The sequence below is a fragment of the Streptomyces sp. NPDC001594 genome (assembly GCF_042893675.1).
In the GTDB taxonomy this organism is placed as follows: Bacteria; Actinomycetota; Actinomycetes; order Streptomycetales; family Streptomycetaceae; genus Streptomyces.
Genome location: NZ_JBIAVB010000008.1, coordinates 308570 through 332979 on the forward strand (window position 1 = coordinate 308570; position 24410 = coordinate 332979).

Sequence of the window (24410 nt, forward strand, 5' to 3'; positions counted from 1 at the left end):
CCTGTCTGATGAGATGTCAGGAACCCGCCGCTGTACAGCCGCACCGCCGGACGCCGGCCCGGGGTACGCCCGGTTGCGCTAAGCCGCCGGGGGGTGGACGGTCTCGGCGGGCGGGTTGGCGGTGCGTCGCGCCCAGAGCCAGTGCAGGGCCGAGGTGACCGCCAGTCCGACGATCCACGAGATGTCGGCGCCGCCGAGCCGCTCGGTGATCGCCCCGGTGTACAGCTTGGTGGCGAGGAACGGGACCTGCACGGCGATGCCGAGGAGGTAGCAGGCCAGCGCGGCGGCGTTCCAGCGGCCGTAGCGTCCGGCCGGGTCGTAGAGGGCCGGGACGTCCACGCGTTCGCGGGAGATCAGGTAGTAGTCGACCAGGTTGATCGCGCTCCACGGCGTGAACACGGTCAGGAGCAGCAGGACGAAGTTCTTGAAGTTGGTCAGGAAGTCGTCGCTGGCCGCGAGCGCGATGACCATGGACACGGCGATGAAGCCGACGATGTAGGCGGCGCGCACCGGCGGCGAGACGCGCGAGCGGCGGTCGAAGGCGGTGACGGTCGTCAGGATCGACATGAAGCCGCCGTAGGCGTTCAGGCAGTTGACGGTCAGCTTGCCGACCACGATGACCAGGTAGATGAGGAACGCGAGGAACGCCGGTCCCGCCAGCCGGCCGAGGAAGCCCACCTGGTCGGGCAGGAAGGCCTGGCCCGCGACGGCCGCGGTGAGCGCGCCCAGCGTCATGGCCCACTGGGATCCGATGACGGAGCCGGCGAAGGTGGACCAGAACGTCGCCCGGGTACTGGTGTCACGGGGCAGGTAGCGGGAGTAGTCGGCGACGTAGGGGCCGAAGGTGAGCTGCCAGCCCGCCCCGAGTCCCACCGCGAGCAGGAAGGTCGCCGCCTCGAACCCCTTGACGCCCACGTGCGCCCCGACGTCGTACTGCGTGAACAGCCGCACCATCAGATAGCCGAGGCCGAGCGCCCCGACGACGGTGGCGATGCGGCCCGCGATGTGGATCAGGCGGTAGCCGGTCACGGCGACGAGGGCGGTCAGCGCTCCGAAGAGCAGGATCCCGGCGTCCGTCCCGATGTGCAGCATCGCGGACATCGCCTGCCCCGCCAGCACGCTGCCGGTCGCGGCGAAGCCGAGGTACATCAAGATCACCAGCAGCAGCGGCAGGACCGCGCCGTACACCCCGAACTGGGCCCGGCTGGAGATCATCTGCGGTACGCCCAGCCGCGGTCCCTGCGCCGAGTGCAGCGCCATGACGACGCCGCCGAGCAGGTTGCCGAGGAGCAGCGCGGGTATCGCCCAGAGCGCGTCGGCGCCGAAGACGACCGACAGCGCCCCGTCGACGATGGCGGTGATCTGCATGTTGGCGCCGAACCAGAGGGTGAACTGGCTGCGCGGCGTGCCGTGCCGTTCCGTGTCCGGAACCGCCTCGACGGTCCGTCTCTCCACCGCGAGGCGGTCCCCGGTCGCTCGTCTTTCCGGCATGGTGATGGCCTCTCCCCGCAGCAGTTGCGGCGCAGCCGGGATGAGCTCCGCCGTCGACACAGGTGGTGCTGCGCCGAATCTGGCATGGGGATGTACAAACATCAAGATCTTGAATGGCATATTTCAGTGGGTGGTACGGGGCCCCCGCACCCGGCGTCAGGTGCTGCTGGAGCAGCTCGACCCGCTCGAGCAGCTCGAACCGCTGGAACAACTGGACCCGCTGGAGCAGCTCGACCCGCTGGAACAACTGGACCCGCTCGAACAACCGGAGGACCCGCCGCAGCTCGAACCGGAACTCCCGCAGCCGGAACCGCCCCCGCAGCCGGACCCCGAGGACCCGCCGTCACCGGAGGCGCACCACACCACGGGGACCAGGTCGACGGAGTCGGACGAGGAACCGCACCCGTGCGAGGAGTGCGAGGAGCCCCCACCGGACGACCGCCCCCGCCCCCGCGCCTGGGCCGCCGCCAGCCGGGTACCGCGCGCCGCGGGCACCAGCTGCGCCCGCAGCCCCGGGTCCCGCAGCCCCTTCAGCCCGTACAGCGCGGTCCGCACCGCCGGGGCCGTCTCGGCGGCGTGCCGCGCCCGGGCCCGCCGCAGCGCGGCCCGGCCCGCCGGGGTCACCCGCCGCCGCGCCCGCCGGGCGCCGAACGCGCCCGCCACGATGCCGGCCACCAGCACCGGCAGCACCTTGAGCACGAACGGCAGCTGGGCCTCCCGGCTCACCGCCATCGCCACGAACGTCACCGGCAGCGACACCGGGATCAGTGCCGCGCACACCACGGCCTGCACCAGCCCCCAGCGCCGCCGCCCCCGCCCCGCCCCGGGGGCCGCGACCATCCCCCGCGCGGCGAGGGCGTCGCCCACCTCCTGCACGGCCGGGTCCACCATCGCGGCGTACCGCACCTGGTACAGCCACCCGGACGGCGCGGCCCGCAGCGCCGCCACCACGGCCCGCTCGGCCGGGTCCGCGCCCCGCACCCCGCGGCCCTCCTGGACGATGCCCGGGCCGCCCGCCACCAGCCGGCCGTCCCCGAGCAGCGCGACGAGCGCCGCGTCCACCACCGCCCCGGGCCCGCCCGCCAGGAACGCCGCCTCGGACAGGTCGTGCACCTCGGGCATCCCGGACACCCGCACCCGCCGCGGCCCGAGCAGCAGCCCGAGGCTCGACAGGAGCACGGCGGCCCACACCGCCACCGCCAGCTCGTTCACCGGCCACCCCGCCCCGCCAGCGCACGCGCCCAGCGCACGATCCGCCGGGGCGGCCGCGCCCCGGCCCGCTCCCGCCACCAGGCGGTGAGCCGGCGCCGCGCGGCCGGGTCCTCGGGCAGGTCCCGGATCAGCAGGTGCTCCGCGAAGTCCAGTGCGTCACGCCGGTACCCGCCCGCCATCGGGCGCCGCCGCGCGTACGCCAGGAACGCCCCGCGGTAGGCCTCCGGCCCGCCCAGGATCCCGGGCAGCTCGGGCGCGACCTTCGCCACCACCGAGGCCCGCTTGGCGGCCAGCGCCCGCGACTGGATCCGCACCCGCTGCCCGTCGAACCCCTCGGGCACCGGCGTCCCGGCGACCAGCGCCGACAGCAGCGCCGCCTGACCGAGCCCCAGCCGCGTCCGCACGGCCTCGGCGACGGGACCCGGCGCCTCCTCCCGCACGGCCACGGGCGCGCGCAGGCGTACCGCGCCGCCCGGCCCGTCCTCCACCACCGCGCGGATCCGCGCCAGCTCCCCGGCGAGTTCCTCCCCCTCGGGGAAGTCGTCGTCCCGCTCCAGCAGCACGCCCGGCGGGTCCACCCGTTCCCGCAGCCCCGCCAGCACGTCGAGCACCACCGGCGGCACCGGGTGCGCGTGCGTGTCGTGCCAGACGCCCTCGCGCTCCACACCACCGGCCACGTGCACGTACGCCAGCGCCTCCAGCGGGATCGAGTCCAGCACGGCGGCCGGGTCCTCACCCCGGTTGACCCGGTTGGTGTGCAGGTTCGCCACGTCGACGAGCAGCCGCACGCCCGTCCGTTCGACCAGCTCGGTCAGGAACTGCCCCTCCGTCAGCTCCTCCCCGGGCCAGGACACCAGGGCGGCGATGTTCTCCAGCGCCAGTGGAACCGGCAGCGCGTCCTGGGCGATCCGCACGTTCTCGCACAGCACGTCCAGCGCGTCCCGGGTCCGCGGCACGGGCAGCAGGTGGCCGGCCTCCAGCGCGGGCGAGGAGGTGCGCACGAAGGCTATGTGCTCGGTGACCAGGGGCGCCCCCAGCGCCACGGCCCGCTCCCCGAGCGCGGCCAGCCTCCCGGCGTCGGGCCGTTCGGCGCCGCCGATCCCCAGCGAGACCCCGTGCGGCACGACCCGCACGCCCCGCTCGCGCAGCCGCAGCAGGGACTCGGGCAGGTGGCCCGGACACACGTTCTCGGCCACCACCTCGACCCAGTCCAGCCCCTCCAGCCGCTCGACCGCCTCGGCGATCTCCGGCCGCCAGCCGATACCCACCCCCAGGCGTGCCATGGGCTTCATGTCCCCCTCGCCCCCTTCCAAGGACTCCGTGCCGATGTCATGACCCGGACGCGAACGGGCCAACCACCGGCAGGGGACGTTCAGAGGAGGATTTGAGGTTCCCACCCGGAAGGCAACGATCCGGCCACGGCCACTACCGGTACCAGTCGCCGGCCGCCGGCAGGGCCCGGCGCAGGTAGTCCTCCACCCCGCCCGCCGCCCAGGAGCGGCCGTCGGACTCGTGGTCCCAGACGAAGACGTCGGACCGCTCCGGGATCCGGACGACGCCGAACAGGTCTCCGCCGCCGTTGTCGCCGAAGAACATCAGCGGCTCGAAGGGCATGTACAGGGAGGCGAACCCCGGCGTACCGCGCAGTTCCGCGTTGTCCCGGGCGATCCGCCGGGCGCTCCAGACGACGTCGGTGCCGTGCCGTCCGACGACCCCGTCGCACTCCCGCAGCAGGGCGGCGAGGTCGTCGGGCAGGGGCTGCCCGAGGGCCCGTTCCACCTCGGCGAGGTCCGCCTCGTCCGCCGGCCCGGCGAGCTCCGCCTCCGGCAGGAGTCCGAGGACCAGTTCCCGCCAGTTCACAGCCGGGCCCGCAGGGCCGGGTGGTCCGAGACGACCGTGCAGCTGCCGGGGGCGATCTCCGTGAAGCCCGCGTCGCGGACCACCGGGAGGCCGCTCGTGCTCAGCTCCGTCCAGCGGTCGCGGGGGGCGGTGCGGACGGCCAGGTGGAAGCCCGAGGCCTGCCACAGGGCGCGCTCCGCCGCCGTCAGCTCCCACCAGGCCAGCTGCGCCGCGTGCCCGGCCTGGGCCATCGCCTTGCCCGCCGACATGTCCAGCTCCGGGTTGAGCCACAGCACCGGCACGCCCGGCTCCGGCGCGGGCGCCGGCTCCGGGTCGTCCAGGTCCGTGCCCGACACCTGGAGCTTGGCCAGCTCCTTGGGCCAGCCGTCCAGGGGCACCGGCGGGAAGACCCGCACCTCGGACGCGGCGCCCTGGACCGTGACGCCCGGCAGGGTGGCGGCCTTGCGCCACTCCGCGCCGCGCGCCCGGCGGACCACCTTGCGGATCCGGGCGTCCTGCCAGTCGCGGACCGCCCGCGCCCACTCGCCCTCGCCGTGCGCGCGCTCGTCCGTGAGGAGGACCAGCACCGCCCGGGCCGCCGTCTCCAGCGCGTCCGTCCGGGCCGGCGGCTCGGCCTTCTCGATGCGTACGACCAGCGGCAGGACGAACTGCGGGGCCTCGTCGCGCAGTACGTGCTCCCTCCGGAAGGGGCTGTCGGCCCCCACCGCGGGTACCTCTGAGGTCTGGTTCGTGTGCTCGCTGCTCATCCCTCCAAGGATGCCAGGCTCCGCCTTGAGGAGGATGTCCCGGGTGGCCGGCCCGGGCGAGGATCATGCCCATGAAGAGTGACCTTTTCGCGAGCGAGCACCTGGCCCAGCCCGCCGCCGCGCCCGGCATGTCCCTGCAGAACGCCAAGTCCGTCAAGTACGCCGTCAACGGCGAGATGCTCGCCCGGCAGGGCTCGATGGTCGCCTTCCGCGGCAACCTCCAGTTCGAGCGCAAGGGCCAGGGCATCGGCGGCATGCTCAAGCGGGCCGTCACGGGCGAGGGCCTCGCGCTGATGTCCGTGCGCGGGCAGGGCGAGGCCTGGTTCGCGCACCAGGCCGGCAACTGCTTCATCATCGACTTCGAACCCGGCGACGCCCTCACCATCAACGGGCGCAACGTGCTGTGCTTCGACGCGACGCTGTCGTACGAGATCAAGATGGTCAAGGGCGCCGGGATGACAGGTGGCGGCCTCTTCAACAGCCTCTTCACCGGCACCGGCAAGCTCGCCGTCGTCTGCGACGGCAACCCGATCATCATCCCGGTCACCGCGCAGTCCCCGGTGTACGTGGACACGGACGCGGTCGTCGGCTGGAGCGCCCAGCTGGAGACCGGGCTGCACCGCTCCCAGTCCGTCGGCTCGATGATCCGCGGCGGCTCCGGCGAGGCGGTCCAGCTGATGCTGCGCGGCGAGGGCTTCGTCATCGTCCGGCCCAGCGAGCTCACCGAGGCGACGGCGGCGGCCCACTGAGGCTCAGCGGAGTGGGCCGCCGCTACGGCAGGCGGCGGCCCTGGGTGCTGCGCGGGGTCGCTGTGGAGCTGCCGCCCGGCGGGCTGTGGGGGCACCTCCCGGCGGTAGCCGGGGGAGGATCGAGGGCGGTAACGGCGGTGGCAAGTCCACCCTGCCGAGGCTCCTCGCGGGCATCGACACCCTGGCCTACCTGACGAAACGTTACTTCCCCATCAGTTCCGACACCTTCACGAACCGGTAGCCCCGCTTGCGCAGCTCCGGCACGATCTTCTCGACGGCCTGCTCGGTGACCGGCGCCGCGCTGCGCGTGCAGTGCATGACCACCAGCGAGCCCGGCTTCACCCCGGCCAGCACCTGCTCCGCCACCGCGTCGGGGTCCTTGGCGAACGCGTCCCCGCTGACCACGTCCCACTGCACGGCGGTCACCTTGGCGGGGCCGAGCGCGCGCAGCGCCTGCTCGTCGTAGCAGCCGCCGGGGAAGCGGAAGTAGGGCACGGTGTTGACGGCCCCGGCCTTCTTGAAGGCGGCGAAGGCCCGCTCCACGTCGGCCCGGGCGGCGGGCGCGTCGAGTGCGGGCAGCCCGTAGCAGGGGGACTTGAAGGCGTGGTGGCTGTAGGAGTGGTTGGCGATCTCGAAGTTCGGGTCGGTGCCGATGGCCTTCGCCTGGTCCGGGTACTCCTCCGCCCACCGGCCCGTCATGAAGACGGTGGCCGGCACCTTCAGCCGGCGCAGGGCCGTGATCAGCTCGGGGTTGTCGAAGCGCTCGCCCGAGGCGGCGCGCGGCCCCTGGTCGGAGGTCATGTCGGCGTCGAAGGTCAGGGCGACGGTCTTCTCGGTCCGCTGCCGGGCCCGCTCGAAGACGGGGGTCAGGCCTCCCGGCCCCGGAGCCAGGGTCGGGACCCGGGCGGGCGTGCCGGCCTGCGGGGAGGTGGGCGGGGAGGGCGGGGGAGAGGTGGCGGGGCCGGAGGCCGCGGGGGTGCCCATGCGGGCCTGACCGGCGCCCTGCGGGGCGCCGGAGCCGCCCGCGCACCCCGTGAGGGCGGCGCCGAGCGCGGCGACGGCGGCCACTTTGCGTACAGAAAGGGTCACTCACGCAAAATATATGACTATCCGGCAATAAGTCGGGCGCGGCACGCCTCGATGTCGAAAGCGGCCGGCGGGTACCTCGGGTCCATCTCCTCCAGATGCTCCAGCAGCAGCCTGCCGACCGCCCAGTTCCGGTACCACTTGCGGTCCGCGGGCACCACGTACCAGGGTGCGGCCTCCGTGGAGCAGCGCTCCAGGACCAGCTCGTACGCCTTCCGGTACGCCGGCCACATCCGGCGCTCCTCGATGTCGCCGGGATCGAACTTCCAGTACTTGTCGGGCCGGTCGAGCCGCCGCAGCAGCCGCTCGCGCTGCTCCTCGTAGCCGATGTGCAGGAAGACCTTCACCAGCGTCACGCCGTCCTCGGCGAGGGAGCGTTCGAACGCGTTGATCTCCCCGTAGCGGCGCTCCACGGTGTCCTGGGGCACCAGCTCGCGGACGCGGGCGATGAGGACGTCCTCGTAGTGCGAGCGGTCGAAGATGCCGATCTCCCCCGGCCGGGGCAGCGCCTTCTCCACGCGCCAGAGGAAGGGGTGCTCCCGCTCCTCGGGCGTGGGCGCCTTGAAGGCCCGGATGCGGCAGCCGGCGGGGTTGAACGGGGCCGCCACGTGTTTCACCGTGCCGCCCTTGCCCGACGTGTCCATGCCCTGGAGCACGAGCAGCAGGCGGCGCCGGTCCCCGGCGGTGGCGGCGGCGTACAGCCGTTCCTGCAGACCGGCGAGCGGCTCCGCCAGCTCCGCCGCGGCGGCCCGCCCCGCCGTCTTGTCCGGCGGGCCGCCGGGGGTGGCCGCGGGGTCGTACGCCCCGAGGTCGACCCGGCCGCCACCGCCGCGGACCCGCAGCAGTTCCCGCAGCGAGGGCCCGCCCGCGGCCCCGCCGGCGCCACCGCCCGCGCGCTCCTTCCCGTCCGCCCTCATGTCAGCACCACGGTCCGGTCACCGCGAACGTGGTCCCGGGGGTGTACGCGTTGACGTACATCGTCCGCCGGTCGGGGGAGAAGGTGACCCCGGCGAACTCCCCCCAGGCGGGGGCCCCGGGCTTCCCGACGTCCTGGGCGTTGCGCGCCACCGGGTAGACCTCCCCGGCCGGGGTCACCCCGAAGACGTACTGGTCCCCGCCGCCGTCCTCGCACACCATCAGCCCCCCGTCCGGGGCCAGGCAGATGTTGTCGGGGGAGTCCCCCGGAAGGCCGGTGTCGGCGGCCGGCCCGAAGCGCACCTCCAGCCGGAGCCGGGCGCGCACCGGGTCGAGGTACCAGACCTGCCCGTGGTGGTCGGCGGCGGCGCCCTCCGAGCCGCGCGCATAACTGGAGACGAAGTACACCCCCGTCCCGCCCCAGTAGCAGCCCTCCAACTTCTGGGCGTGGGTGATCCCGCCCGGGCCGAAGTCCTGGAAGCGGATCGGGGTCCCGGCCGCCGAGGGGTCCGGGACGGGCACCCACTCCACCGGGAACTCCGCCCCCGGCCGGTCCACCACCGACAGGTCGGGCACCCCGGGCACGCGCAGGGCCTCCAGCGTGCCGCCGGCCCGCAGGGAGCCGGGGCCGCCGAGCGGGCGCGCGGGCAGGAAGCGGTAGAAGAGGCCGAAGGGCCTGACGAAGGCGTCCTCGGTCTCGTAGACCACGCCCCGGTACGGGTCCACGGCCACGGCCTCGTGGGCGAAGCGGCCCAGCGCGGTCAGCGGGACGGCGCCCAGCCGGTGCGGGTCGGCGGGGTCGACCTCGAAGACGTACCCGTGGTCGCGGGCGTACCCGGAGGCACCGGCCCGGTCCTCGGTCTCCTCGCAGCTCAGCCAGGTGTTCCAGGGGGTGCGGCCCCCCGCGCAGTTGACGGCCGTCCCGGCCAGGGCGACCCGCTCGGCGGTGACCCGGCCGCCGGGGTCCAGCTCCAGGGCGGTGCAGCCGCCCAGGGCCCCGGGGTCGTACGTCAGCCCCTCCACGGCGGGGACGCGCAGGGCGGCGTCGGCCCGGTTCTCGTGGTTGCGCACCAGGCGCACCCGGCCGCCGCCCGCGCCGAAGGCGGCCATGCCGTCGCAGTGGGAGGGCACCCTGCCCTCCCCGGAGCGCAACGGGTCCCCGGTCCGCGAGAGCACCCGGTACGAGAAGCCGGCCGGCAGGTCGAGCAGCCCGCCGGGGTCGGGCAGGAGCGGCCCGTACCCGCGGGCGGAGGCCCGGGCGCCGCCGGAGGCGAACAACGGGCCGAGGGCGCCGCTGAAGGCGACCGCGCCGGCCGCGAGCAGACTGCGTCGGGAGACGGACATCGGCAACTCCCCGGTGCGGCTGGAGATGTGACCGGCCCGTGGTACCACGCGGAACCCCTGCCGCCCCCGCGACGCGTGCGCCCCGGTGTCCCCGTCACCCCACCGGGCCCCGGCGCGGCGTACGCGCGGGGCCCGGTGGCGGTGCCTTCGGACGAGGTGATCAGACGAGCTCGGCGCTCAGGGTGATCGTCGTACCGGTCAGGGCCTGGCTGACCGGGCAGTTCTTCTTCGCGTCCTCGGCCGCCGCGGCGAAGCCCTCCGCGTCCAGGCCGGGGACCTCGGCGCGCACGGTCAGGTGGATGCCGGTGATGCCCTCACCGGGCTGGAAGGTGACGTCGGCCTTGGTCTCCACGCGGGTGGGCGGGGTGCCCGCACCGTCGAGGCCGTGCGAGAGCGCCATCGAGTAGCAGCTGGAGTGCGCGGCGGCGATCAGCTCCTCAGGGCTGGTCTTGCCGTTGGCGGCCTCGGCGCGCGAGGGCCAGGAGACCTCGAACGAGCCCTGACCCGAGGAGTCGAGGGTGACGACACCGGAGCCCTTGAGCAGGTTGCCGTTCCAGTCGGTGTGCGCGGTACGCGTGGTGGCCATGGTGATCCCTTCGCAGAAGTGGAAACGGCCGGGCCGCGAGGAGCGCCCGGCCGTGCCCAACCTACTGGGACACCAGGGGTTTTGCGTCGCGGGCGAGCGCGGTGAGCCGCGATATGGCTCGGAAGTACTTCTTCCGATATCCGCCGTTGAGCATGTCTTCACTGAACAGCTTGTCGAAGGGCACGCCGGAGGCCAGGACCGGCACCTCCCGGTCGTACAGCCGGTCGGCCAGCACCACCAGGCGCAGCGCCGTCGACTGGTCCGGCACCGGGACGACGTCGGTCAGGCAGACCGCGGTGATCCCGTCCGTGAGCGCGCCGTAACGGCTCGGGTGGACCTTGGCCAGGTGCTCCAGCAGCCCCGGGAAGTCGTCGAGGCTCGCGCCGGGGGTCGCGTACGCGGCCTTGGCGACCTGCTCGTCCGAGAAGGGCGCCGGGGCCTCGGGCAGGCCGCGGTGGCGGTAGTCCTGGCCGTCGATGCGCAGCGGCCGGAAGTGCGCGGACAGCCCCTGGATCTCCCGCAGGAAGTCGGCGGCGGCGAAGCGGCCCTCGCCGAGCTTGCCGGGCAGCGTGTTGGAGGTGGCGGCCAGCGCCACGCCCTGCTCGACCAGGCGGCTGAGCAGGGAGGACACCAGCACGGTGTCGCCCGGGTCGTCCAGTTCGAACTCGTCGATGCACAGCAGCCGGTGCCCGCCCAGGGTCTGGACGGTCTGCTGGAAGCCGAGCGCGCCGACCAGGTTGGTCAGCTCCACGAAGGTGCCGAAGGCCTTGAGCGCGGGCTCGGCCGGGGTGGCGTGCCAGAGGGAGGCCAGCAGGTGGGTCTTGCCGACGCCGTAGCCGCCGTCGAGGTAGACCCCGCGCGGCCCGGCGGCCGGGGCGGGCGCCTTCTTCTGGAACCACTTGCGCTTGCCCGCGCCGCTGGCGTGGGCCCCGCCGAGGCCGGCGGCGAACCCGCTCAGCACGGTGACGGCCTCGGTCTGGCTCGGCTGGGCCGGGTCCGGGTTGTAGGTGTCGAAGCGCACCGAGTCGAAGCGCGGCGGCGGGACCATCTCGGCCACCAGCCGTTCGGCGGGCACGCGCGGCTCGCGGGCGCACAGGGCCAGCGGGCCCGCGTCGGCTATCGGGGGCTGCCCGGAGGCAGGACCGGAGGTGGAGAGTGATGTTGACACAGCTCTTAACTCTACGGGGCGTGTCACACTGCACCGATGCGACGCCTGTTCCCTGTGACCGATCAGACACCCGCGCCCGCCGGGGCCACGGCCGACCGCGAGTGGTCCCTGGACGAGCTGGCGGAGGCCTACGCCTACCCCGAGCTGGCCCCCGGGGCGCACTGGCTGCGGGCGAACATGGTGTCGACCCTGGACGGCGCCGCCCAGCACGACGGGCGCTCGCAGCCCATCTCCGGCGAGACGGACATGCGGATCTTCGGTACCCTGCGGGCCCTGGCCGACGTGGTGATCGCCGGCGCGGAAACGGTTCGCCAGGAGGGTTACCGCCCGGCCCGGGCCCGCGAGGCCTTCGCGGCCCGCCGTGAGGCCGCCGGCCAGGGCCCCGCCCCGGCCATCGCCGTGGTCAGCGCGAGCCTGGACCTGGACTTCACGCTGCCGCTGTTCACCTCCCCCCTGGTGCCCACCCTGCTGCTGACCGGCGCCGGAGCCCCCTCCGACCGGGTCGCCGAGGCCGCGGCGGCCGGGGCTGTGGTCGTGGTGGCGGGCGACGGGGCCGCGGTGGACCCGGACCGGGCCGTACGCGAGCTGGCCGCGCGGGGGCTGGGCCGCCAGCTCACCGAGGGCGGGCCCCGGCTGCTGGGGCAGTTCGTGGCCGCCGACGTGCTGGACGAGCTGTGCCTGACGATCTCCCCGATGCTCACCGCGGGCGACGCCCAGCGGATCGCCGGCGGGCCCTCCGTCACGGTTCCGCACCGGCTCGCGCCGGCCTCCGTGCTGGAAGAGGCCGGGTTCCTCTTCACGAGCTACCGTCGGATCTGACAAGCGAGCGGAATTTCGCGTTCCGCTTAGCTTCCGACGGGTACGTAGCTGGGCACATATACCTGCGCACGCCCCGCGCCACAGCGGGGCAGGATGGTTTCCGCAGGGGCCGGCCGACCGGCCCCGGCGCATGAAGGAGAGGGCGTCCGTGTTCACGAGCGTATTGATGATCGAGCAGCCGCTGACCACGGTGGACGTGGACTTCGTCACCACCCTGCACGGAGACGACCCCGTCTCCTTCGTCGTCCTGATGCAACCCAGGGGCGACCAGGACCGACTGCTCCGCGCCATCGACGACGTAGCGCTCGGCGAGCTCCCCGAAGCCCTCCGCGAGGCCGACGTACCCGAGGGCGAGGCCGCCCGGGGCCCCGCCGCCCAGGCACTCGAACACTCCCTGGCGGCCCTGCGCGGGAAGGGCGCCAAGGCCGTCGGCCGGATCGTCGAGAACCACCCCCTCGACCACCTCAAGGACGTCGTGGACGAAACCGGCGCCGACGAGGTGATCGTCCTGACCGCCCCCCACTTCGTCGAGGAGTTCTTCCACCGGGACTGGGCCTCCCGCGCCCGGCACAAGGTCGGGGTTCCGGTGCTCAAGCTCTTCGCCCACAACGAATAGGCTGGGCGGACACACCCCGCGGGCCCGCCCCCGCGGGCCCCGCACTCGATCCTGGAGCGACCTGAATGAAGCCCGGCCTGCCGACCGCGATGGAACGGCCCCACTTCATCGGCATCGGCGGCGCCGGCATGTCCGGCATCGCGAAGATCCTCGCCCAGCGCGGCGCGCGGGTGGCCGGCAGCGACGCCCGTGACTCCGAGACCGCCGAGGCGCTGCGCGCCCACGGCGCCACGGTCCACATCGGGCACGCCGCCGACCACCTCGCCCCCGGATCCACCTGCGTGGTCGTCTCCAGCGCCATCCGCGCCGACAACCCGGAGCTGGCCCGCGCCGCCGAGCTCGGCATCCCCGTCGTGCACCGCTCCGACGCCCTCGCCGCCCTGATGGACGGCCTGCGCCCGATCGCGGTCGCCGGCACCCACGGCAAGACCACCACCACGTCCATGCTGGCGGTCTCCCTCTCCGCCCTGGGCCTGGACCCCTCCTACGCCATCGGCGGCGACCTGGACGCCCCCGGCTCCAACGCCCACCACGGCGAGGGCGACATCTTCGTGGCCGAGGCGGACGAGAGCGACCGCAGCTTCCACAAGTACGCCCCGCAGGTCGCGATCATCCTCAACGCGGAGCTCGACCACCACGCGAACTACGCGTCGATGGAAGAGATCTACGAGTCCTTCGAGACCTTCGTCGGCAAGGTCGTCCCCGGCGGCACCCTCGTCGTCGCCCACGGCCAGGCCGGGGCCGCCGAGATCGCCCGCCGCGTCGCCGGCCGCGCGGGCCTGACCGTCGTCACGTACGGCGAGGCCGAGGACGCCGACGTCCGCATCACCAAGATCACCCCGCGCGGCCTGACCAGCGAGGTCACCGTCCTCCTCGACGGCCGCCCGCTCACCTTCACCGTCTCCGTGCCCGGCCGCCACTACGCGCACAACGCCGTCGCCGCCCTCGCCGCCGGTGTCGCCCTCGGCATCCCGGCGCACAACCTGGCCTCCGCCCTCGGCAAGTACACCGGCGTCAAGCGCCGCCTCCAGCTCAAGGGCGAGGCGGCCGGCGTCCAGGTCATCGACTCCTACGCGCACCACCCCACCGAGATGACCGCCGACCTGGAGGCCATCCGCGGCGCGGCCGCAGACTCCCGCATCCTGGTCGTCTTCCAGCCGCACCTCTTCTCCCGCACCCAGGAGCTCGGCACGGAGATGGGCCAGTCCCTCGCCCTCGCCGACGCCTCCGTCGTCCTCGACATCTACCCGGCCCGCGAGGACCCGGTCCCCGGCGTGACCAGCGAGATCATCATCGCCGCCGCCCGCGCCGCCGGCGCCGACGTCACCCCCGAGCACGACAAGGCCGCCGTCGCCGACGTGATCGCGGGAATGGCCAAGCCCGGTGATCTCGTTCTCACCATGGGCGCGGGCGACGTCACGGATCTCGGACCACAGATCCTCGCCCGCCTGTCGAACTGAGGGAGCGGGAGCGTCATGGCGTACGAGGTTCAGAAGACGGACGAGCAGTGGCAGGCGGAGCTGACCCCGTCCGAGTACCAGGTACTCCGCCTCGCGGGCACCGAGCCGGCCTTCCGCGGTGAGTACACCGACACCAAGACGGAGGGCGTCTACTCCTGCCGCGGCTGCGGCGCCGAACTGTTCCGCTCCTCGGAGAAGTTCGACTCCCACTGCGGCTGGCCGTCCTTCTTCGACCCGAAGGACACCGAGGCGGTGGAACTGCGGGCGGACACCTCCCACGGCATGGTCCGCACGGAGGTCCTCTGCGCGACGTGCGGCTCCCACCTGGGCCACGTCTTCGAGGGCGAGGGCTACCCGACCCCCACGGACCAGCGCTACTGCATCAACAGCATCTCCCTGCGCCTCACCCCCACCGGGGACTGAGCGGCGCGGGCCCCGCCGTCCCGTCGTGGCCCCGCGTCACGAATGGATAACCGAGGCAAGGGCCGTGTCCATATGCCGTCGGCAGGCCGGCCCACTCGCCTAGTCTCCTTCCATCGCGGCGGTGCCTCGCACCGCGGAGAGCCGGATGACTGGGGGGTCGCGGTGGCGCTGTACGGACGCTCTGCGGTACTGAACACCGTGGTTCCGTCCTTGGTCGGGCTGGAGTCGAGGGGGTCGAAGCGCTTACGGGTCCCGGACGGGACGCCGTTCCTGCTCGTGTGCGCCGGCGGCCGGGGGTCGGGGAAGAGCGCCCTGCTGGCAGCGCTGTCCGACCAGTACGCGCAACGCGTGCCGCAGGCGTACGCGGATCTCGGGGCGGACCGCTTCGGTCAGCCGGGGCTCGCCGCGCCGGCCGACGGCGACGCCCCGAGGAACGCCTCGCACACCTCGGACCTGCTCTTCTACCTGATGGACGGACTGAGCCAGAAGCCGAGCGAGTTCGGCGGCAAGCTGTCCTTCCCCCGGCTGGTCCAGGGGCTGCTCGCGATCACCAGCTGGGAGCCGGTGCGCCCCGCCGAGATGCCGGCCGCGCGGCACCGCCTCGGGGAGCTCCAGCGGGCCAGCCAGCCGGACCAGCAGGCGCGCAACGAGAGGGTCCTGGGCTGGATCGACGAGGTGGCGGGGGCGCTGCCGGCCGTGGGGGGGATGCCGCCGGGCGTCGAGGAGATGGTGCGGGCCCTGCTGCGCATCGTCGCCACGGAGCTGCTCGGCCCCCGCGCCAACAAGGAGGGGCTCAAGTGGTGGGGGGCCCGACGGGTGGGACGCCAGGGGGACGGGCTCGCCCAGCTGACCGAGCTGGCCATGGGCTTCCGGGGCGAGCCGGAGGACCGCGAGCACGCGGAGCGGCACCTGCTGGCGGCCCTCCTCGCGGACATCGCGGACCACTACGGCTGGCTGAACACGATGAACCGGGTGCCGCGCCCCCTGCTGCTCCTCGACAACGCCCACACCCCCACCGGTGCCGCCTTCCTGGACGAGCTGGCGCGGGTCTGGCACGAGGAGGCCGCCGGGGAGCGGGCCCTGCGCCCGGCCGTCGTCGCCACCGCGCTGAGCCAGGACCCGCCGGTTCCGGATCCCGAGGACACCGAGCCCTCCACCCGCAGCGCCCCCGGCGCGTTCTGGCGGGTCGGCAGACCGGCGGCGCCGGCCGGATGGCTGGCGCACCTGCCCCTCGCGCCGCTGACCCTCGACGAGGTCAAGGCGATGTTCGGCGAGGACAGACCGGCCCCCCGGACGGCCCAGGTGATCCACCGGATCAGCGCAGGACGGGCCGGGATCGCCCACGCCCTCGTCCAGGCGGCCCGGCTGCACCCGCGCCTCCAAGACGGGGCCGGCACCGTCGACCCGGTCGACCTGCTCGCCCTGCCGGCCGACGCCGAGTCCGCCACGACCGTGAACGAGCGGATCCTCGCGACACAGCTCCCCGGGGAAGTCGCCCGGCGGCGCCTGACGTACTACTCTCCCGCCCTCGACAACGAGGCCGTGCACCGGCTCGGCGCCGCCTACCCGCCGGGCGACCCCGGCGGCGTACCCGTACTGGAGGCCGAGGCCGAGCTGCGGGACGGCTGCTGGGGGCGCCACCCCTGGCCCGGCACGGACGGCCCCTTCGTCGGCGACCCCGTCCTGCGCGCCCTGCTCCTGCACGAACTCACCGCCCTCACCCAGCGGACGCCCGACGCCGAGCAGTGGAAACACCTCCACCTGCGGCTGCGGTCCTTCTACGACCCCCACGGGCGCGGTACCGCGGCGGAGCGGCCCGACGCCCGGTTCCTGCACCACTCGCTCGCCCTCGGCGAGAAGGAGTTCGTCGTCCACGCCCTGCACCGCCGCTTCGCGGAGCAGGACGCCCCCGACTGGCTCGCCGCGCTCAACCTGGTCTGCGCCGCGCCCCACCCCCCGCGGACCCTGCCCCCGCCGCCCGAGTTCACCGCGGCCTGCCGGGCCTGCGCGCCCGAGAACGACCCGGTCCACCGGGCCGTACGGCTCCTCGTGTCCGCCCTGTGGGCGCAGTCCCCGCCCCTCGTGGCACCCCAGCCGGACGCGATCGGCACCGTCAGGCTCCAACTGCTCACCCTGGCCATGGCCCAGAGCGGCGCCCCCGCGGCACAAAAGATCTTCTACCGGGCGCACGAGGAGTGGCCGACGCTCCTGGGGCACTGGCACCAGGCGCCCCACCTGCCCACCTACGGAGAGTCCGCCCCATGAAGCTGCTTCCCGACGGCCCGCTCTACAAGGCCCTGGTGATCGCCGCCCTCGCCGTCGCCTTGGGCACCGGCGGCTACTTCGTCTACACCGGAGTCATCAGGGACGACCCGTCCTGCGCCACCGGAGTCGAGCGGCGCGGACCCCGCCAGGAGTGCACCGGCATCACCGACGGCGCCTACTCCTTCGCCAAGACCCTCGCCCCCGTCTTCGGCCGCATCAAGGCGGAGAACGACGCCGTCGCGGGCAAGAACCCCGCCACCATCGCCCTGATGATCCCGATGACCTCCGACAACGCCGCCGAGCAGCGCGAGTTCGTCGAGCAGGTCCAGGGCGCCTATCTCGCGCAGTACCGCGCCAACCACCGGGCCAACGGCAAGCAGCCGCCGATCCGGCTGCTGCTCGCCAACCCCGGTCGGAACTACGCGTACTGGCGGCCCGTCGCCGACGCCCTGGCCAAGGCCGCGGCCTCCGAGAAGGAGAACCTGAGGGCCGTCGCGGGCATCAACATCAGCCTCAAGGAAACCGCGGAGACCGTCCGCTACCTCACCCGCGACAAGGGCATCCCGGTCGTCGCCGGGCCCATGACCGCCGACGACATCAAGAACGGCGCCGACAACGCCTACCCCGGACTCGCCCGCATCGCCCCCAGCAACACCGACCAGGCGAAGGCCCTCGGCTCGTACGGGGCGGACATCAAACCCGCCGAGACCATGGTCGTCGAGGACATCCGGGAGGGCGACAACTACCTGACCACCCTGCGCGAGACCTTCGAGAAGCTCGCCACGGGCGCGCCCAACGCCCCGGAGACCTTCCGCTCGCCGCAGGACTTCACCGAAGAGGGCAACCTCGCCAACGACTTCCACCAGATGGTCCCGGACATCTGCTCGTCCAACGCGAAGACCGTCTACTTCGCCGGCCGGCCCGTCCAGCTGCGGCAGTTCCTCGTCGAGCTGGGCAACCGCAACTGCGACAAGCACTACACGGTGATCACCGGCTCGCACGCCTCCACACTGACCGTCGACGAGAAGTTCGCGGACCAGTGGACCGCCCTCACCAACGGCGCCGGCATCACCGTGCGCTACGCGGCGCTCGCCCACCCCGACGCGTGGGGCGAGGGGAGCACCGAGGCGACCGGCGGCTCCAAGGCCGCCCTGCGGGAACTCGCCTCCCTCCTCCACGACGCCCAGCCCGCGTCCGGGCCCTCGATCGGCCCCGCCTCGCTGTCCGACGGCCGCGTCATGATCACGTACGACTCGGTCACCACCGCCGTCGCGGGCATCCGCAACGACACGGTCGGCGCCGTGAAGATGCCCGGCCTCACCGACGTCCGCGACAGCTGGCTGCGGCTGCACGGCACCAACCGGGTCGACGGCGCCAGCGGCTGGATCTGCCTCGACCAGTACGGCAACCCGCACAACAAGGCCGTGCCCATCGTCCATCTCGACCCGGCGACCAAGACCGCGGCGTTCGACCGGATCGCCTGGCCGGCCGGACACGCACCTGACGGGAACTGCAGCATCAGCAGCGGGAGTTGAACGTGCTTTCGGCCGCCAGGTAGTCCTCCAGGGTCCGGTCCGGGGTCCAGCCCCGGGACCGGGCCCTGGCCAGGTCCAGGACCACCGGGTGGGCCAGCTGGTCCACCGCGTAACGGCTGAGGGCCGGCTCCGAGCCCGTGAGCCGGGCCGCCGACTCCGCCGCGCGGGCCGCCGCGACGGCGAGCGGGAGCGGCAGGTGGCGGATGCGGGCCCGCACCCCGTGGGCGCGCAGGACCGCCGTGACCGCCGCGTCCCGGCCGTACGGGACGGCGTCCGCCACGTTGTACGCGCCCGGCGGCCAGCCCGGCGCCGCCAGGCAGGCCGCCGCCAGGTTCTCCACCGCCGTCAGGCTGAGGCGGACGTCCGGGCCCGGCAGGAACAGGGTGCCCGCCCGGACCCGGGACAGCAGCCGCAGCAGCAGCTGGGTGTCGCCCGGCCCGTAGACCGCCCTGGGGCGCAGCACCACCGCGCCCGCGGCCAGGGCCAGGGACTCGCCCTCCGCCTTCGTGCGCCCGTAGGCGTTGAGGTGGTGCGCACGGGGATGGTCCTCCGTGACCCGGGACCGGTCGCGGCGCGGGTCGTAGACGCTCGCGCTGCTCACCCACACCACCGGCCGCCCCGCCGCCGCCCGCAGCAGCCGGGCCGTACCGTCCACGTTCACGGCGCGCATCTGCGCCTCCGCCCGCGAACCCGGCGCCGGATCACCCACCGCCGCCGCGCAGTGCACCACCGCGTCCACCCCCGACAGGTCCGGCACGGCCGACGCCGCGTCCCAGAACCGGTGCTCGCCCAGCGGGCCCGGCCTGCGCCCCAGGCACACCACCGAGGCGCCGGCCGCCACGGCCGCGCGGGCGACGTGGCCGCCGCAGAAGCCGCTCGCACCCGTGATCGCGATCCTCATGCGCCGGCCCCCGTCGCCGCTCCGGTCCGGTACGGGCAACCCGCCGCGGGCCCGGACGCGGCCGGGGAACGGGCGCCGGTGGCGGGGCCGGGGCGGAAGGCGCCCGGGTCCGGGGGTGCGGCCTTGGCCCCCGCCCGCAGCCGCAGCTCGCGCCAGCCCGGCAGCGCCGCCCCCCGGTCCGCGCGGGAGCGGGTCACCGCCGGGCGGTACGGGGCCAGGGCCTCCAGGACGTCGGTCAGCTGGGCGGTCGCCAGCCGGGCGCCCGGGCAGGCGTGCGGGCCCGCGCCGAAGACCAGCCGGGCCACCCCCGGCCCCGCCGGGCGACGGCCGTCCGGGTCGCGCCCGTGGGCCTGCGCCGCGTGCCGGGCCACCAGCAGCAGCCGGTCCCCGCCCCGCACCGGGCACCCCCCGACCACCCCGTCCGCCGCCGCCACCCGGGGCAGCACCGGCGAGGCCGCCGTCACCCGCAGCAGCTCCTCCGCCAGCCGGGGCCGCAGCTCCGCGTCCCCGGCCTGCCCCCACAGCCCGGCGTCCGCGCACCACGCCACCGCCCGCGGCAGCGCCGCCACCGTCGTGTTCACCGCCGCCACCGCGAGCATCGCCGCCAGGGGGTCCCCGTCGGGCAGCAGCGCGCGCAGCCGCTCCGCCGCCCGCGCCGACTCCGCCGCCGCGCCCGGCCGGCGAAGGCCCGGCAGGTGGTCCCGTACCGAGGCCGCCGCCGCCTCGGCCGAAGCCCGCGCGAGGACCAGCGGATCGGCCGCGCAGTCCAGCAGGGCGCACACCACCGACCCCGCCAACTCCCGCGCCAGCGCCACCACCTCCACCTCCCCGCCCCGCCCCAGCGGCGCCAGCCCCCGTTCCAGCAGCGGCCGCCACACCTCCCGCAGCCGTTCCACCCCGGCCGCGCCCAGCCCCTCGGCGAGCCCCCGCCGGCCGGTCCGGTGCCCGCCGCCCTCCTGGTCGAACAGCACGCCCCCGGCGCCGCCCAGCGCCTCCCGCGCCGCCCCGCCCGTCGTGCCCGCCGCCGTCCGGTCCAGCGGCAGCCGGGTCAGCGCCTGCCGGAACGCGTCCGCGTCGTGCACCAGCACCGTCCCGCCGAGCCGCCGCACACCGCGCCCGCGCGTCGCGGCCAGCAGCCCGAAGAGGAGGGGATGGGCGTCCAGGTAGACCCGCCGGTCCCGTCTGCGGGCGCGGGCGTGCGGGTGGGGTCGGGGGGTGGTCATCGGACGTGGACCTCCTTCGAGTCGACCGGCCGGTAACGCCGGTCCCAGTACCAGAGCAGGGTGCGCCGGGCACCCCAGGAACGCAGCCGCCGCAGGCTGCTCTCCGCCACCAGCCGTTCGCAGCGCACGACGCGCGCGCTGTGCTCACGCGCCCGGTTGAGCAGGGTGACGTCCTCCGAGCCCTCCTCCAGCCGCTCCCGCGGCGCCCCGCCGCAGCGGAGGTACAGCTCGGCCGTGATGCCGAGGTTGTGGCCGTGGCACAGCACGTACGGGGCCCGGAAGCGGGGGTCGCGGTGCGCGGGCCGCCACCGGCCGTACAGCGCCGACAGCCGCACCAGCGCCGGCAGCAGCCGGGCCTCCGCGAACCCGGGCCCCTCGTCCCGGCGCGGCACGCTCCGCCCGCACAGCATCTGCGCCCCCCGCGAGAACTCCGCCCGGGCCACGGCCGTCCAGTCCCGGGCCGGCAGGCAGTCCGCATCCGTGCGCAGCAGCAGCGTCGCCCCGGCGGCCGCCGCGTACCGGAAGCCCGTGTCGGCCGCCGTCCCCGCCCCCGGTTCGGGCTCGTGGACCAGCTCGACCGGGAACGGCGCCGCACGCGCGAACTCCGCCACGACCTCGGCCGTGCCGTCCGTCGAGGCGTTGTCGACGACCACCAGCCGGAAGTCCGCGTCCTCCTGCGCGGCCAGCGCCGCCAGGGTCGCCCCGATCGACCCCGCCTCGTCGTACGCCGGGACCACCACCCACAGGCTCACCGCTCACCGCCGCCCAGCCGGGCCGCCGCCAGCGCCGACACCGCCGCCCGGTCCGGTTTGCGCGAGCGCCCCGACAGCGGGATCCGCGCGAACAGCAACGCGTCCGGCCGGGCCGCGCCCATCGCCCGCAGCGGCTCCGACAGGGCCGCGCGCAACGCCGGTTCGGACACCCCGCGCCGCGGCTGCACCACCGCGACGAGCCGTTCGTCCCCGTCGCCCGCCGGCACCCCGACGAGCACGCCCAGCTCCACGCCCGGCACCTGCAGGCCCGGCTCGTACAGCCCCGGGTAGATGTTCTCCGCCCGCCGCAGCACCATGTCCTTGCACCGCCCCTCCAGCACGATCCGCCCCGCCCCGTCCAGCCGCGCCCGGTCACCGGTACGCACCCACGGGTCGGGCTCCTCGCCCAGGTAGCGGTCCCGGGCGGCCGGGCCGGTCAGCAGCAGCTGCCCCTGCGCGTCCACTGCCGTACGCACCCCGGGCAGCGGGGCGCCCACCAGGTCCCCGGCCGCGTCGAAGGCGGCCTTCTCCCGGGACTCCACGGCGGCCGCCGGGAACAGCTCGGTCAGCGCGTACACCCCCCACGCCTCCCGCGCCCCCGCCGCCCGCACCCGCCCCAACAGCTCCGCGCTCGCCGGGGCCGAACCCGTCCACACGCGGCCCCCGAAACGCGCACCCGCCCCGAGCGCGTCCCGCAGCTGCGGCGGCGTCAGGTACGTGTCCCGGGGCGCCAGCCGCGCCAGCTGCCGGGCCAGCACGGCCGGGGAGCGGGCCGGCAGCGCCACCGGCGCGCCCTGCGCCAGCGAGGGCACCAGCACGAAGAAGGTCCCGCCCAGCACGGGCGCGCCCCCGCGGGCGTCGAAGAGGGAGGCCACCGTCTCCATCCCGGCCGCCAGCCCCGCCCGGGTGTGCACCACCGCACGCGGCCGGGAGGTGGTCCCGGAGGTGAACACCACCACCGCGTCCCCGTCCCCCTCGAACCCCGCCGGCACCCCCGCCCGCGAAGCCCCGAGGTCCAGCGCGGGCGCACAGCCCGGCAGCCGGGGCCCGACGGTGGCCACCGGGCCCAGCGCGGCCAGCTCCGGCAGCTCCAGCCGGGCCCGCCGGGCCAGCGGCGCCGCCCACCCCGCCACCGCCTGCGCGGCCGCGTCGGCCAGCACCAGCGCCGGCCGGGCCAGCTCCAGCCGGGCCCGCAGCACCTCGGCCCCGGCCCCGGGGTCCAGCACCGCCCCGCGCAGCCCCAGCCGCCACAGCGCCAGCAGCACCGCCAGCGCCCGCGGCCCCGGCCGCACCGCCACCCCGACGGTGTCCCCGGCCCGCAGCCCGCGCGCGTCCAGGGCGGCGGCGAACGCGTCGGCCAGCTCCACGAGTTCACCCCCGGTGGCACGCACCCGGGTGGCCCCGCCGCGAGAGGCGGTGAGCACGGCCGGCCGCTCCGGCCGGGCGCGCAGCGCGTGTTCGAGTCGGTCCAGCATCAGCGGGGGTCGTCCGTTCCGTGCGTGCCGCAGCCCTGGTCCAGGTACCAGCGGGCGGTTCCGGCGAGCCCGTAGGCGCGCAGCCGCCGGGTGGAGTTCTCCACGACCATGCCCCGGCAGCGGGAGATCCGGTCGGTGTGGCGGCGCACCGCGTTCAGGAACAGCCGGTCCGTGGGGGAGGGCCGCCGCGGCATCCCGCCCACCGCCAGGTACAGCTCGGCGGTGATCGCCATGTTGTTCCCCGCGTGCATCCGGTACGGGGCCCGGTAGCCGTGCCGCCGCGCGTGCTGCGGCCGCAGCCGCCCGAACAGTGCGGCCAGCCCCACCAGTGCGGTGAACGCAGCCCGGCCCAGCGGCCCGTGCTCGTCGCGCCGTGCCGTGATCCGCCCGCACACCAGCCCCGGCCGCGCCAGCAGCGCGGCCCGCGCCGCCCCCGCCCAGCCGGGCCCCGGCAGACAGTCGGCGTCCGTCCGGGCCAGCAGGGTCGCACCGCGGGCGATGGCGTACCGGAAACCGGTGTCCACCGCCGAACCGACCCCCTTCTCCGGCTCCTCGATCACCTCCACCGGGAACGGCGCCCCGGCCGCGAACTCCCGCGCGACGGCGCCCGTCGCGTCCGCCGAGGCGTTGTCGACGACCAGCAGGGTGAAGTCCCGGTCCCGCTGCGCGGCCAGCGCCCGCAGCGTCCCGCCGAGCCGTGCCTCCTCCTCGTGCGCGGGCACCACCACCCACAGGCGCGGCCCGCTCACGACTTCTCCCAGACCATCGTCATGACGCTGATGCCTCCGCCCAGCCCGACGAACAACACCCGCTCGCCCGGAGCCAGTTCATCGAAGACACGGTCCAGCTGCACGCCGATGCTCGCGCTCGCCACGTTGCCCAGCTCGGGCACCGTCACCACCAGCTTGTCCTCCGGCACCCCGGTCAGCTCGGCGAACCGCTCCAGGTAGGGCACCGTCACCTGGTGCACCAGCACCTTCGCGAAACCCTCCCAGCCCGTCCCGGCGCGGTGCAGCGTCCGGTCGACGACGGCGGTGCCCGCCTTCTCGAAGACCCCGCGCAGCTCGTGCCCGTCCCCCCGGAAGTAGGTGAACGAGTCCCCGCGCGGATGCCGCGACCCGCCGCCCGGGATACCGCCGACCTCCCAGTGCTCCGAGTACGTCTCACCGTCCACGTCCAGGATCCCGCCGCGCTCCACCGGTTCGAGGACGACGGCCGCGCCCGCGTCGCCGAAGGTGTAGCCGGCGAAGGTGCCGCGGAACTCCGCGAAGTCGGCGGGGTCCTTGCGCACCGCGCGGCTCGGGGTCTCCCCGGTGACGACGAGCGCCCGGCGGGCGCGGCCGGCGAGGAGCATGCTCCGGGCGAGGTCGATGCCGTTGACGAAGCTGTTGCAGGCGTTCGTGACGTCGAGGGCGTGCGCCCGGGAGCCGAGCTCCGCCTGCACGATGTGCGCGGTGGCGGGCTCGACGAGGTCCCGCGAGGCGGAGGCGAAGACCAGCAGGTCCACGTCGAGCGGGTCCAGCCCGGCCGCGTCCAGCGCGCGGCGGGCGGCACCCACCGCGAGGGTGGACGCGTACACCCCCTCGGCCGCGACCCGGCGCGAGACGATCCCGGTGGCGAGGGTCAGCATCCGGTCGGGCAGCGCGATGCCGCTGCGCCGGGTCACCTCGCGCTGGAGGTCGTCGGAGGACAGCACGTCCTCGGGCAACAGGGTGCCGACGGCGGTGATGCCGATGCGGGGTTGCGGCTGCGGCTGCGGCTGGCAGGACTGTATGGGCATGCGT

23 protein-coding genes and 1 pseudogene are annotated in these 24410 nt (G+C 74.9%); 8 read left to right on the top strand and 16 right to left on the bottom strand.

Going from position 1 to position 24410, the window contains the following annotated elements; genetic code table 11:
- Positions 1-78 precede the first annotated feature (78 nt).
- From ACFY0O_RS18665 to ACFY0O_RS18685, 5 genes are all read right to left on the bottom strand, one after another.
- The gene (locus tag ACFY0O_RS18665; RefSeq protein WP_388947733.1) at positions 79-1491 is read right to left on the bottom strand and encodes a purine-cytosine permease family protein; all 1413 of its coding nucleotides are present in this window, start codon (positions 1489-1491) and stop codon (positions 79-81) included.
- Positions 1492-1647: 156 nt separating this feature from the next.
- Complete coding sequence (locus tag ACFY0O_RS18670) at positions 1648-2703, bottom strand: TIGR04222 domain-containing membrane protein (protein ID WP_388947734.1); 1056 nt, start codon at positions 2701-2703, stop codon at positions 1648-1650.
- Positions 2700-3995, bottom strand: a complete 1296-nt coding sequence (locus ACFY0O_RS18675) for a DUF692 domain-containing protein (RefSeq protein ID WP_388947735.1) — start codon at positions 3993-3995, stop codon at positions 2700-2702. Before ACFY0O_RS18675 ends, ACFY0O_RS18670 begins: the two co-directional genes overlap by 4 nt.
- Before the next feature lie 133 nt (positions 3996-4128).
- Entirely contained in the window at positions 4129-4563 is a 435-nt protein-coding gene (locus ACFY0O_RS18680) for an SMI1/KNR4 family protein (protein ID WP_388947736.1), read from the bottom strand.
- The gene (locus ACFY0O_RS18685) at positions 4560-5309 is read right to left on the bottom strand and encodes a peptidyl-tRNA hydrolase (protein ID WP_358897393.1); all 750 of its coding nucleotides are present in this window, start codon (positions 5307-5309) and stop codon (positions 4560-4562) included. The genes ACFY0O_RS18680 and ACFY0O_RS18685 overlap by 4 nt, the downstream gene beginning before the upstream one ends.
- A gap of 71 nt (positions 5310-5380) precedes the next feature.
- Between ACFY0O_RS18685 and ACFY0O_RS18690 the strand changes: the two genes are divergently transcribed.
- The gene (locus ACFY0O_RS18690) at positions 5381-6058 is read left to right on the top strand and encodes an AIM24 family protein (protein ID WP_388947737.1); all 678 of its coding nucleotides are present in this window, start codon (positions 5381-5383) and stop codon (positions 6056-6058) included.
- Positions 6055-6236 (top strand): annotated as a pseudogene (locus tag ACFY0O_RS18695) (hypothetical protein); the annotation flags it as partial. The gene ACFY0O_RS18690 and the pseudogene ACFY0O_RS18695, both read left to right, overlap by 4 nt.
- A 23-nt stretch (positions 6237-6259) precedes the next feature.
- On the opposite strand, the gene ACFY0O_RS18700 reads toward ACFY0O_RS18695, so the two are convergent.
- The 5 genes from ACFY0O_RS18700 to zapE all read right to left on the bottom strand — a co-directional run bounded on the left by ACFY0O_RS18700 (position 6260) and on the right by zapE (position 11157).
- Positions 6260-7147, bottom strand: a complete 888-nt coding sequence (locus ACFY0O_RS18700; RefSeq protein ID WP_388947738.1) for a polysaccharide deacetylase family protein — start codon at positions 7145-7147, stop codon at positions 6260-6262.
- Positions 7148-7164: 17 nt separating this feature from the next.
- Complete coding sequence (locus ACFY0O_RS18705) at positions 7165-8061, bottom strand: PPK2 family polyphosphate kinase (protein ID WP_388947739.1); 897 nt, start codon at positions 8059-8061, stop codon at positions 7165-7167.
- A 1-nt stretch (position 8062) separates the two neighbouring features.
- Positions 8063-9403, bottom strand: a complete 1341-nt coding sequence (locus ACFY0O_RS18710) for an alkaline phosphatase PhoX (protein ID WP_388947740.1) — start codon at positions 9401-9403, stop codon at positions 8063-8065.
- Between the two features lie 160 nt (positions 9404-9563).
- Positions 9564-9989 (bottom strand): OsmC family protein, encoded by a 426-nt coding sequence (locus tag ACFY0O_RS18715; protein ID WP_388947741.1) that lies wholly within the window; start codon positions 9987-9989, stop codon positions 9564-9566.
- 61 nt (positions 9990-10050) lie between these two features.
- Complete coding sequence (gene zapE, locus ACFY0O_RS18720; protein ID WP_388947742.1) at positions 10051-11157, bottom strand: cell division protein ZapE; 1107 nt, start codon at positions 11155-11157, stop codon at positions 10051-10053.
- Between the two features lie 36 nt (positions 11158-11193).
- Here zapE and ACFY0O_RS18725 point away from each other — a divergent pair, with 36 nt between their 5' ends.
- The 6 genes from ACFY0O_RS18725 to ACFY0O_RS18750 all read left to right on the top strand — a co-directional run bounded on the left by ACFY0O_RS18725 (position 11194) and on the right by ACFY0O_RS18750 (position 18275).
- On the top strand, positions 11194-11976 hold the full coding sequence (locus tag ACFY0O_RS18725) for a pyrimidine reductase family protein (RefSeq protein ID WP_388947743.1): 783 nt from the start codon (positions 11194-11196) through the stop codon (positions 11974-11976).
- A gap of 148 nt (positions 11977-12124) precedes the next feature.
- On the top strand, positions 12125-12592 hold the full coding sequence (locus ACFY0O_RS18730) for an indole-3-glycerol phosphate synthase (RefSeq protein ID WP_388947744.1): 468 nt from the start codon (positions 12125-12127) through the stop codon (positions 12590-12592).
- A 65-nt stretch (positions 12593-12657) separates the two neighbouring features.
- Positions 12658-14052 (top strand): UDP-N-acetylmuramate--L-alanine ligase, encoded by a 1395-nt coding sequence (gene murC / locus ACFY0O_RS18735; protein WP_388947745.1) that lies wholly within the window; start codon positions 12658-12660, stop codon positions 14050-14052.
- Positions 14053-14067: 15 nt separating this feature from the next.
- The gene (msrB, locus tag ACFY0O_RS18740; protein ID WP_358897413.1) at positions 14068-14475 is read left to right on the top strand and encodes a peptide-methionine (R)-S-oxide reductase MsrB; all 408 of its coding nucleotides are present in this window, start codon (positions 14068-14070) and stop codon (positions 14473-14475) included.
- A 198-nt stretch (positions 14476-14673) separates the two neighbouring features.
- Positions 14674-16740 (top strand): hypothetical protein, encoded by a 2067-nt coding sequence (locus tag ACFY0O_RS18745; RefSeq protein ID WP_388947746.1) that lies wholly within the window; start codon positions 14674-14676, stop codon positions 16738-16740.
- A complete protein-coding gene (locus ACFY0O_RS18750) occupies positions 16737-18275 on the top strand; it encodes an ABC transporter substrate-binding protein (RefSeq protein ID WP_388947747.1) in 1539 nt (512 codons plus the stop codon). Before ACFY0O_RS18745 ends, ACFY0O_RS18750 begins: the two co-directional genes overlap by 4 nt.
- Here the strand turns inward: ACFY0O_RS18750 and ACFY0O_RS18755 are convergent.
- The 6 genes from ACFY0O_RS18755 to ACFY0O_RS18780 are packed head-to-tail and all read right to left on the bottom strand — an operon-like array spanning position 18259 to position 24406.
- Positions 18259-19176: an NAD-dependent epimerase/dehydratase family protein gene (locus ACFY0O_RS18755; RefSeq protein WP_388947748.1), complete on the bottom strand. Its 918-nt coding sequence runs from the start codon at positions 19174-19176 to the stop codon at positions 18259-18261. The two genes, ACFY0O_RS18750 and ACFY0O_RS18755, sit on opposite strands and share 17 nt — an antisense overlap.
- The gene (locus ACFY0O_RS18760; protein WP_388947749.1) at positions 19173-20399 is read right to left on the bottom strand and encodes a cytochrome P450; all 1227 of its coding nucleotides are present in this window, start codon (positions 20397-20399) and stop codon (positions 19173-19175) included. The genes ACFY0O_RS18755 and ACFY0O_RS18760 overlap by 4 nt, the downstream gene beginning before the upstream one ends.
- Complete coding sequence (locus ACFY0O_RS18765; RefSeq protein WP_388947750.1) at positions 20396-21151, bottom strand: glycosyltransferase family 2 protein; 756 nt, start codon at positions 21149-21151, stop codon at positions 20396-20398. Before ACFY0O_RS18765 ends, ACFY0O_RS18760 begins: the two co-directional genes overlap by 4 nt.
- Complete coding sequence (locus ACFY0O_RS18770; RefSeq protein WP_388947751.1) at positions 21148-22626, bottom strand: AMP-binding protein; 1479 nt, start codon at positions 22624-22626, stop codon at positions 21148-21150. Before ACFY0O_RS18770 ends, ACFY0O_RS18765 begins: the two co-directional genes overlap by 4 nt.
- A complete protein-coding gene (locus ACFY0O_RS18775; protein ID WP_388947752.1) occupies positions 22626-23375 on the bottom strand; it encodes a glycosyltransferase family 2 protein in 750 nt (249 codons plus the stop codon). Before ACFY0O_RS18775 ends, ACFY0O_RS18770 begins: the two co-directional genes overlap by 1 nt.
- Positions 23372-24406, bottom strand: a complete 1035-nt coding sequence (locus ACFY0O_RS18780) for a 3-oxoacyl-ACP synthase III family protein (protein WP_388947753.1) — start codon at positions 24404-24406, stop codon at positions 23372-23374. The genes ACFY0O_RS18775 and ACFY0O_RS18780 overlap by 4 nt, the downstream gene beginning before the upstream one ends.
- Between the last annotated feature and the right edge of the window lie 4 nt (positions 24407-24410).

What these genes read in the sequence shown, in the direction of transcription:
- ACFY0O_RS18665 (WP_388947733.1), bottom strand. Translation starts at nt 1,491, where the DNA reads ATGCCGGAAAGACGAGCGACCGGGGACCGCCTCGCGGTGGAGAGACGG.
- ACFY0O_RS18780 (WP_388947753.1), bottom strand. Translation starts at nt 24,406, where the DNA reads ATGCCCATACAGTCCTGCCAGCCGCAGCCGCAGCCGCAACCCCGCATC.
- msrB (WP_358897413.1), top strand. Translation starts at nt 14,068, where the DNA reads ATGGCGTACGAGGTTCAGAAGACGGACGAGCAGTGGCAGGCGGAGCTG.
- ACFY0O_RS18685 (WP_358897393.1), bottom strand. Translation starts at nt 5,309, where the DNA reads ATGAGCAGCGAGCACACGAACCAGACCTCAGAGGTACCCGCGGTGGGG.
- ACFY0O_RS18760 (WP_388947749.1), bottom strand. Translation starts at nt 20,399, where the DNA reads ATGACCACCCCCCGACCCCACCCGCACGCCCGCGCCCGCAGACGGGAC.
- ACFY0O_RS18725 (WP_388947743.1), top strand. Translation starts at nt 11,194, where the DNA reads ATGCGACGCCTGTTCCCTGTGACCGATCAGACACCCGCGCCCGCCGGG.
- ACFY0O_RS18715 (WP_388947741.1), bottom strand. Translation starts at nt 9,989, where the DNA reads ATGGCCACCACGCGTACCGCGCACACCGACTGGAACGGCAACCTGCTC.
- ACFY0O_RS18770 (WP_388947751.1), bottom strand. Translation starts at nt 22,626, where the DNA reads ATGCTGGACCGACTCGAACACGCGCTGCGCGCCCGGCCGGAGCGGCCG.
- ACFY0O_RS18690 (WP_388947737.1), top strand. Translation starts at nt 5,381, where the DNA reads ATGAAGAGTGACCTTTTCGCGAGCGAGCACCTGGCCCAGCCCGCCGCC.
- ACFY0O_RS18705 (WP_388947739.1), bottom strand. Translation starts at nt 8,061, where the DNA reads ATGAGGGCGGACGGGAAGGAGCGCGCGGGCGGTGGCGCCGGCGGGGCC.
- ACFY0O_RS18750 (WP_388947747.1), top strand. Translation starts at nt 16,737, where the DNA reads ATGAAGCTGCTTCCCGACGGCCCGCTCTACAAGGCCCTGGTGATCGCC.
- murC (WP_388947745.1), top strand. Translation starts at nt 12,658, where the DNA reads ATGAAGCCCGGCCTGCCGACCGCGATGGAACGGCCCCACTTCATCGGC.
- ACFY0O_RS18710 (WP_388947740.1), bottom strand. Translation starts at nt 9,403, where the DNA reads ATGTCCGTCTCCCGACGCAGTCTGCTCGCGGCCGGCGCGGTCGCCTTC.
- ACFY0O_RS18755 (WP_388947748.1), bottom strand. Translation starts at nt 19,176, where the DNA reads ATGAGGATCGCGATCACGGGTGCGAGCGGCTTCTGCGGCGGCCACGTC.
- ACFY0O_RS18675 (WP_388947735.1), bottom strand. Translation starts at nt 3,995, where the DNA reads ATGAAGCCCATGGCACGCCTGGGGGTGGGTATCGGCTGGCGGCCGGAG.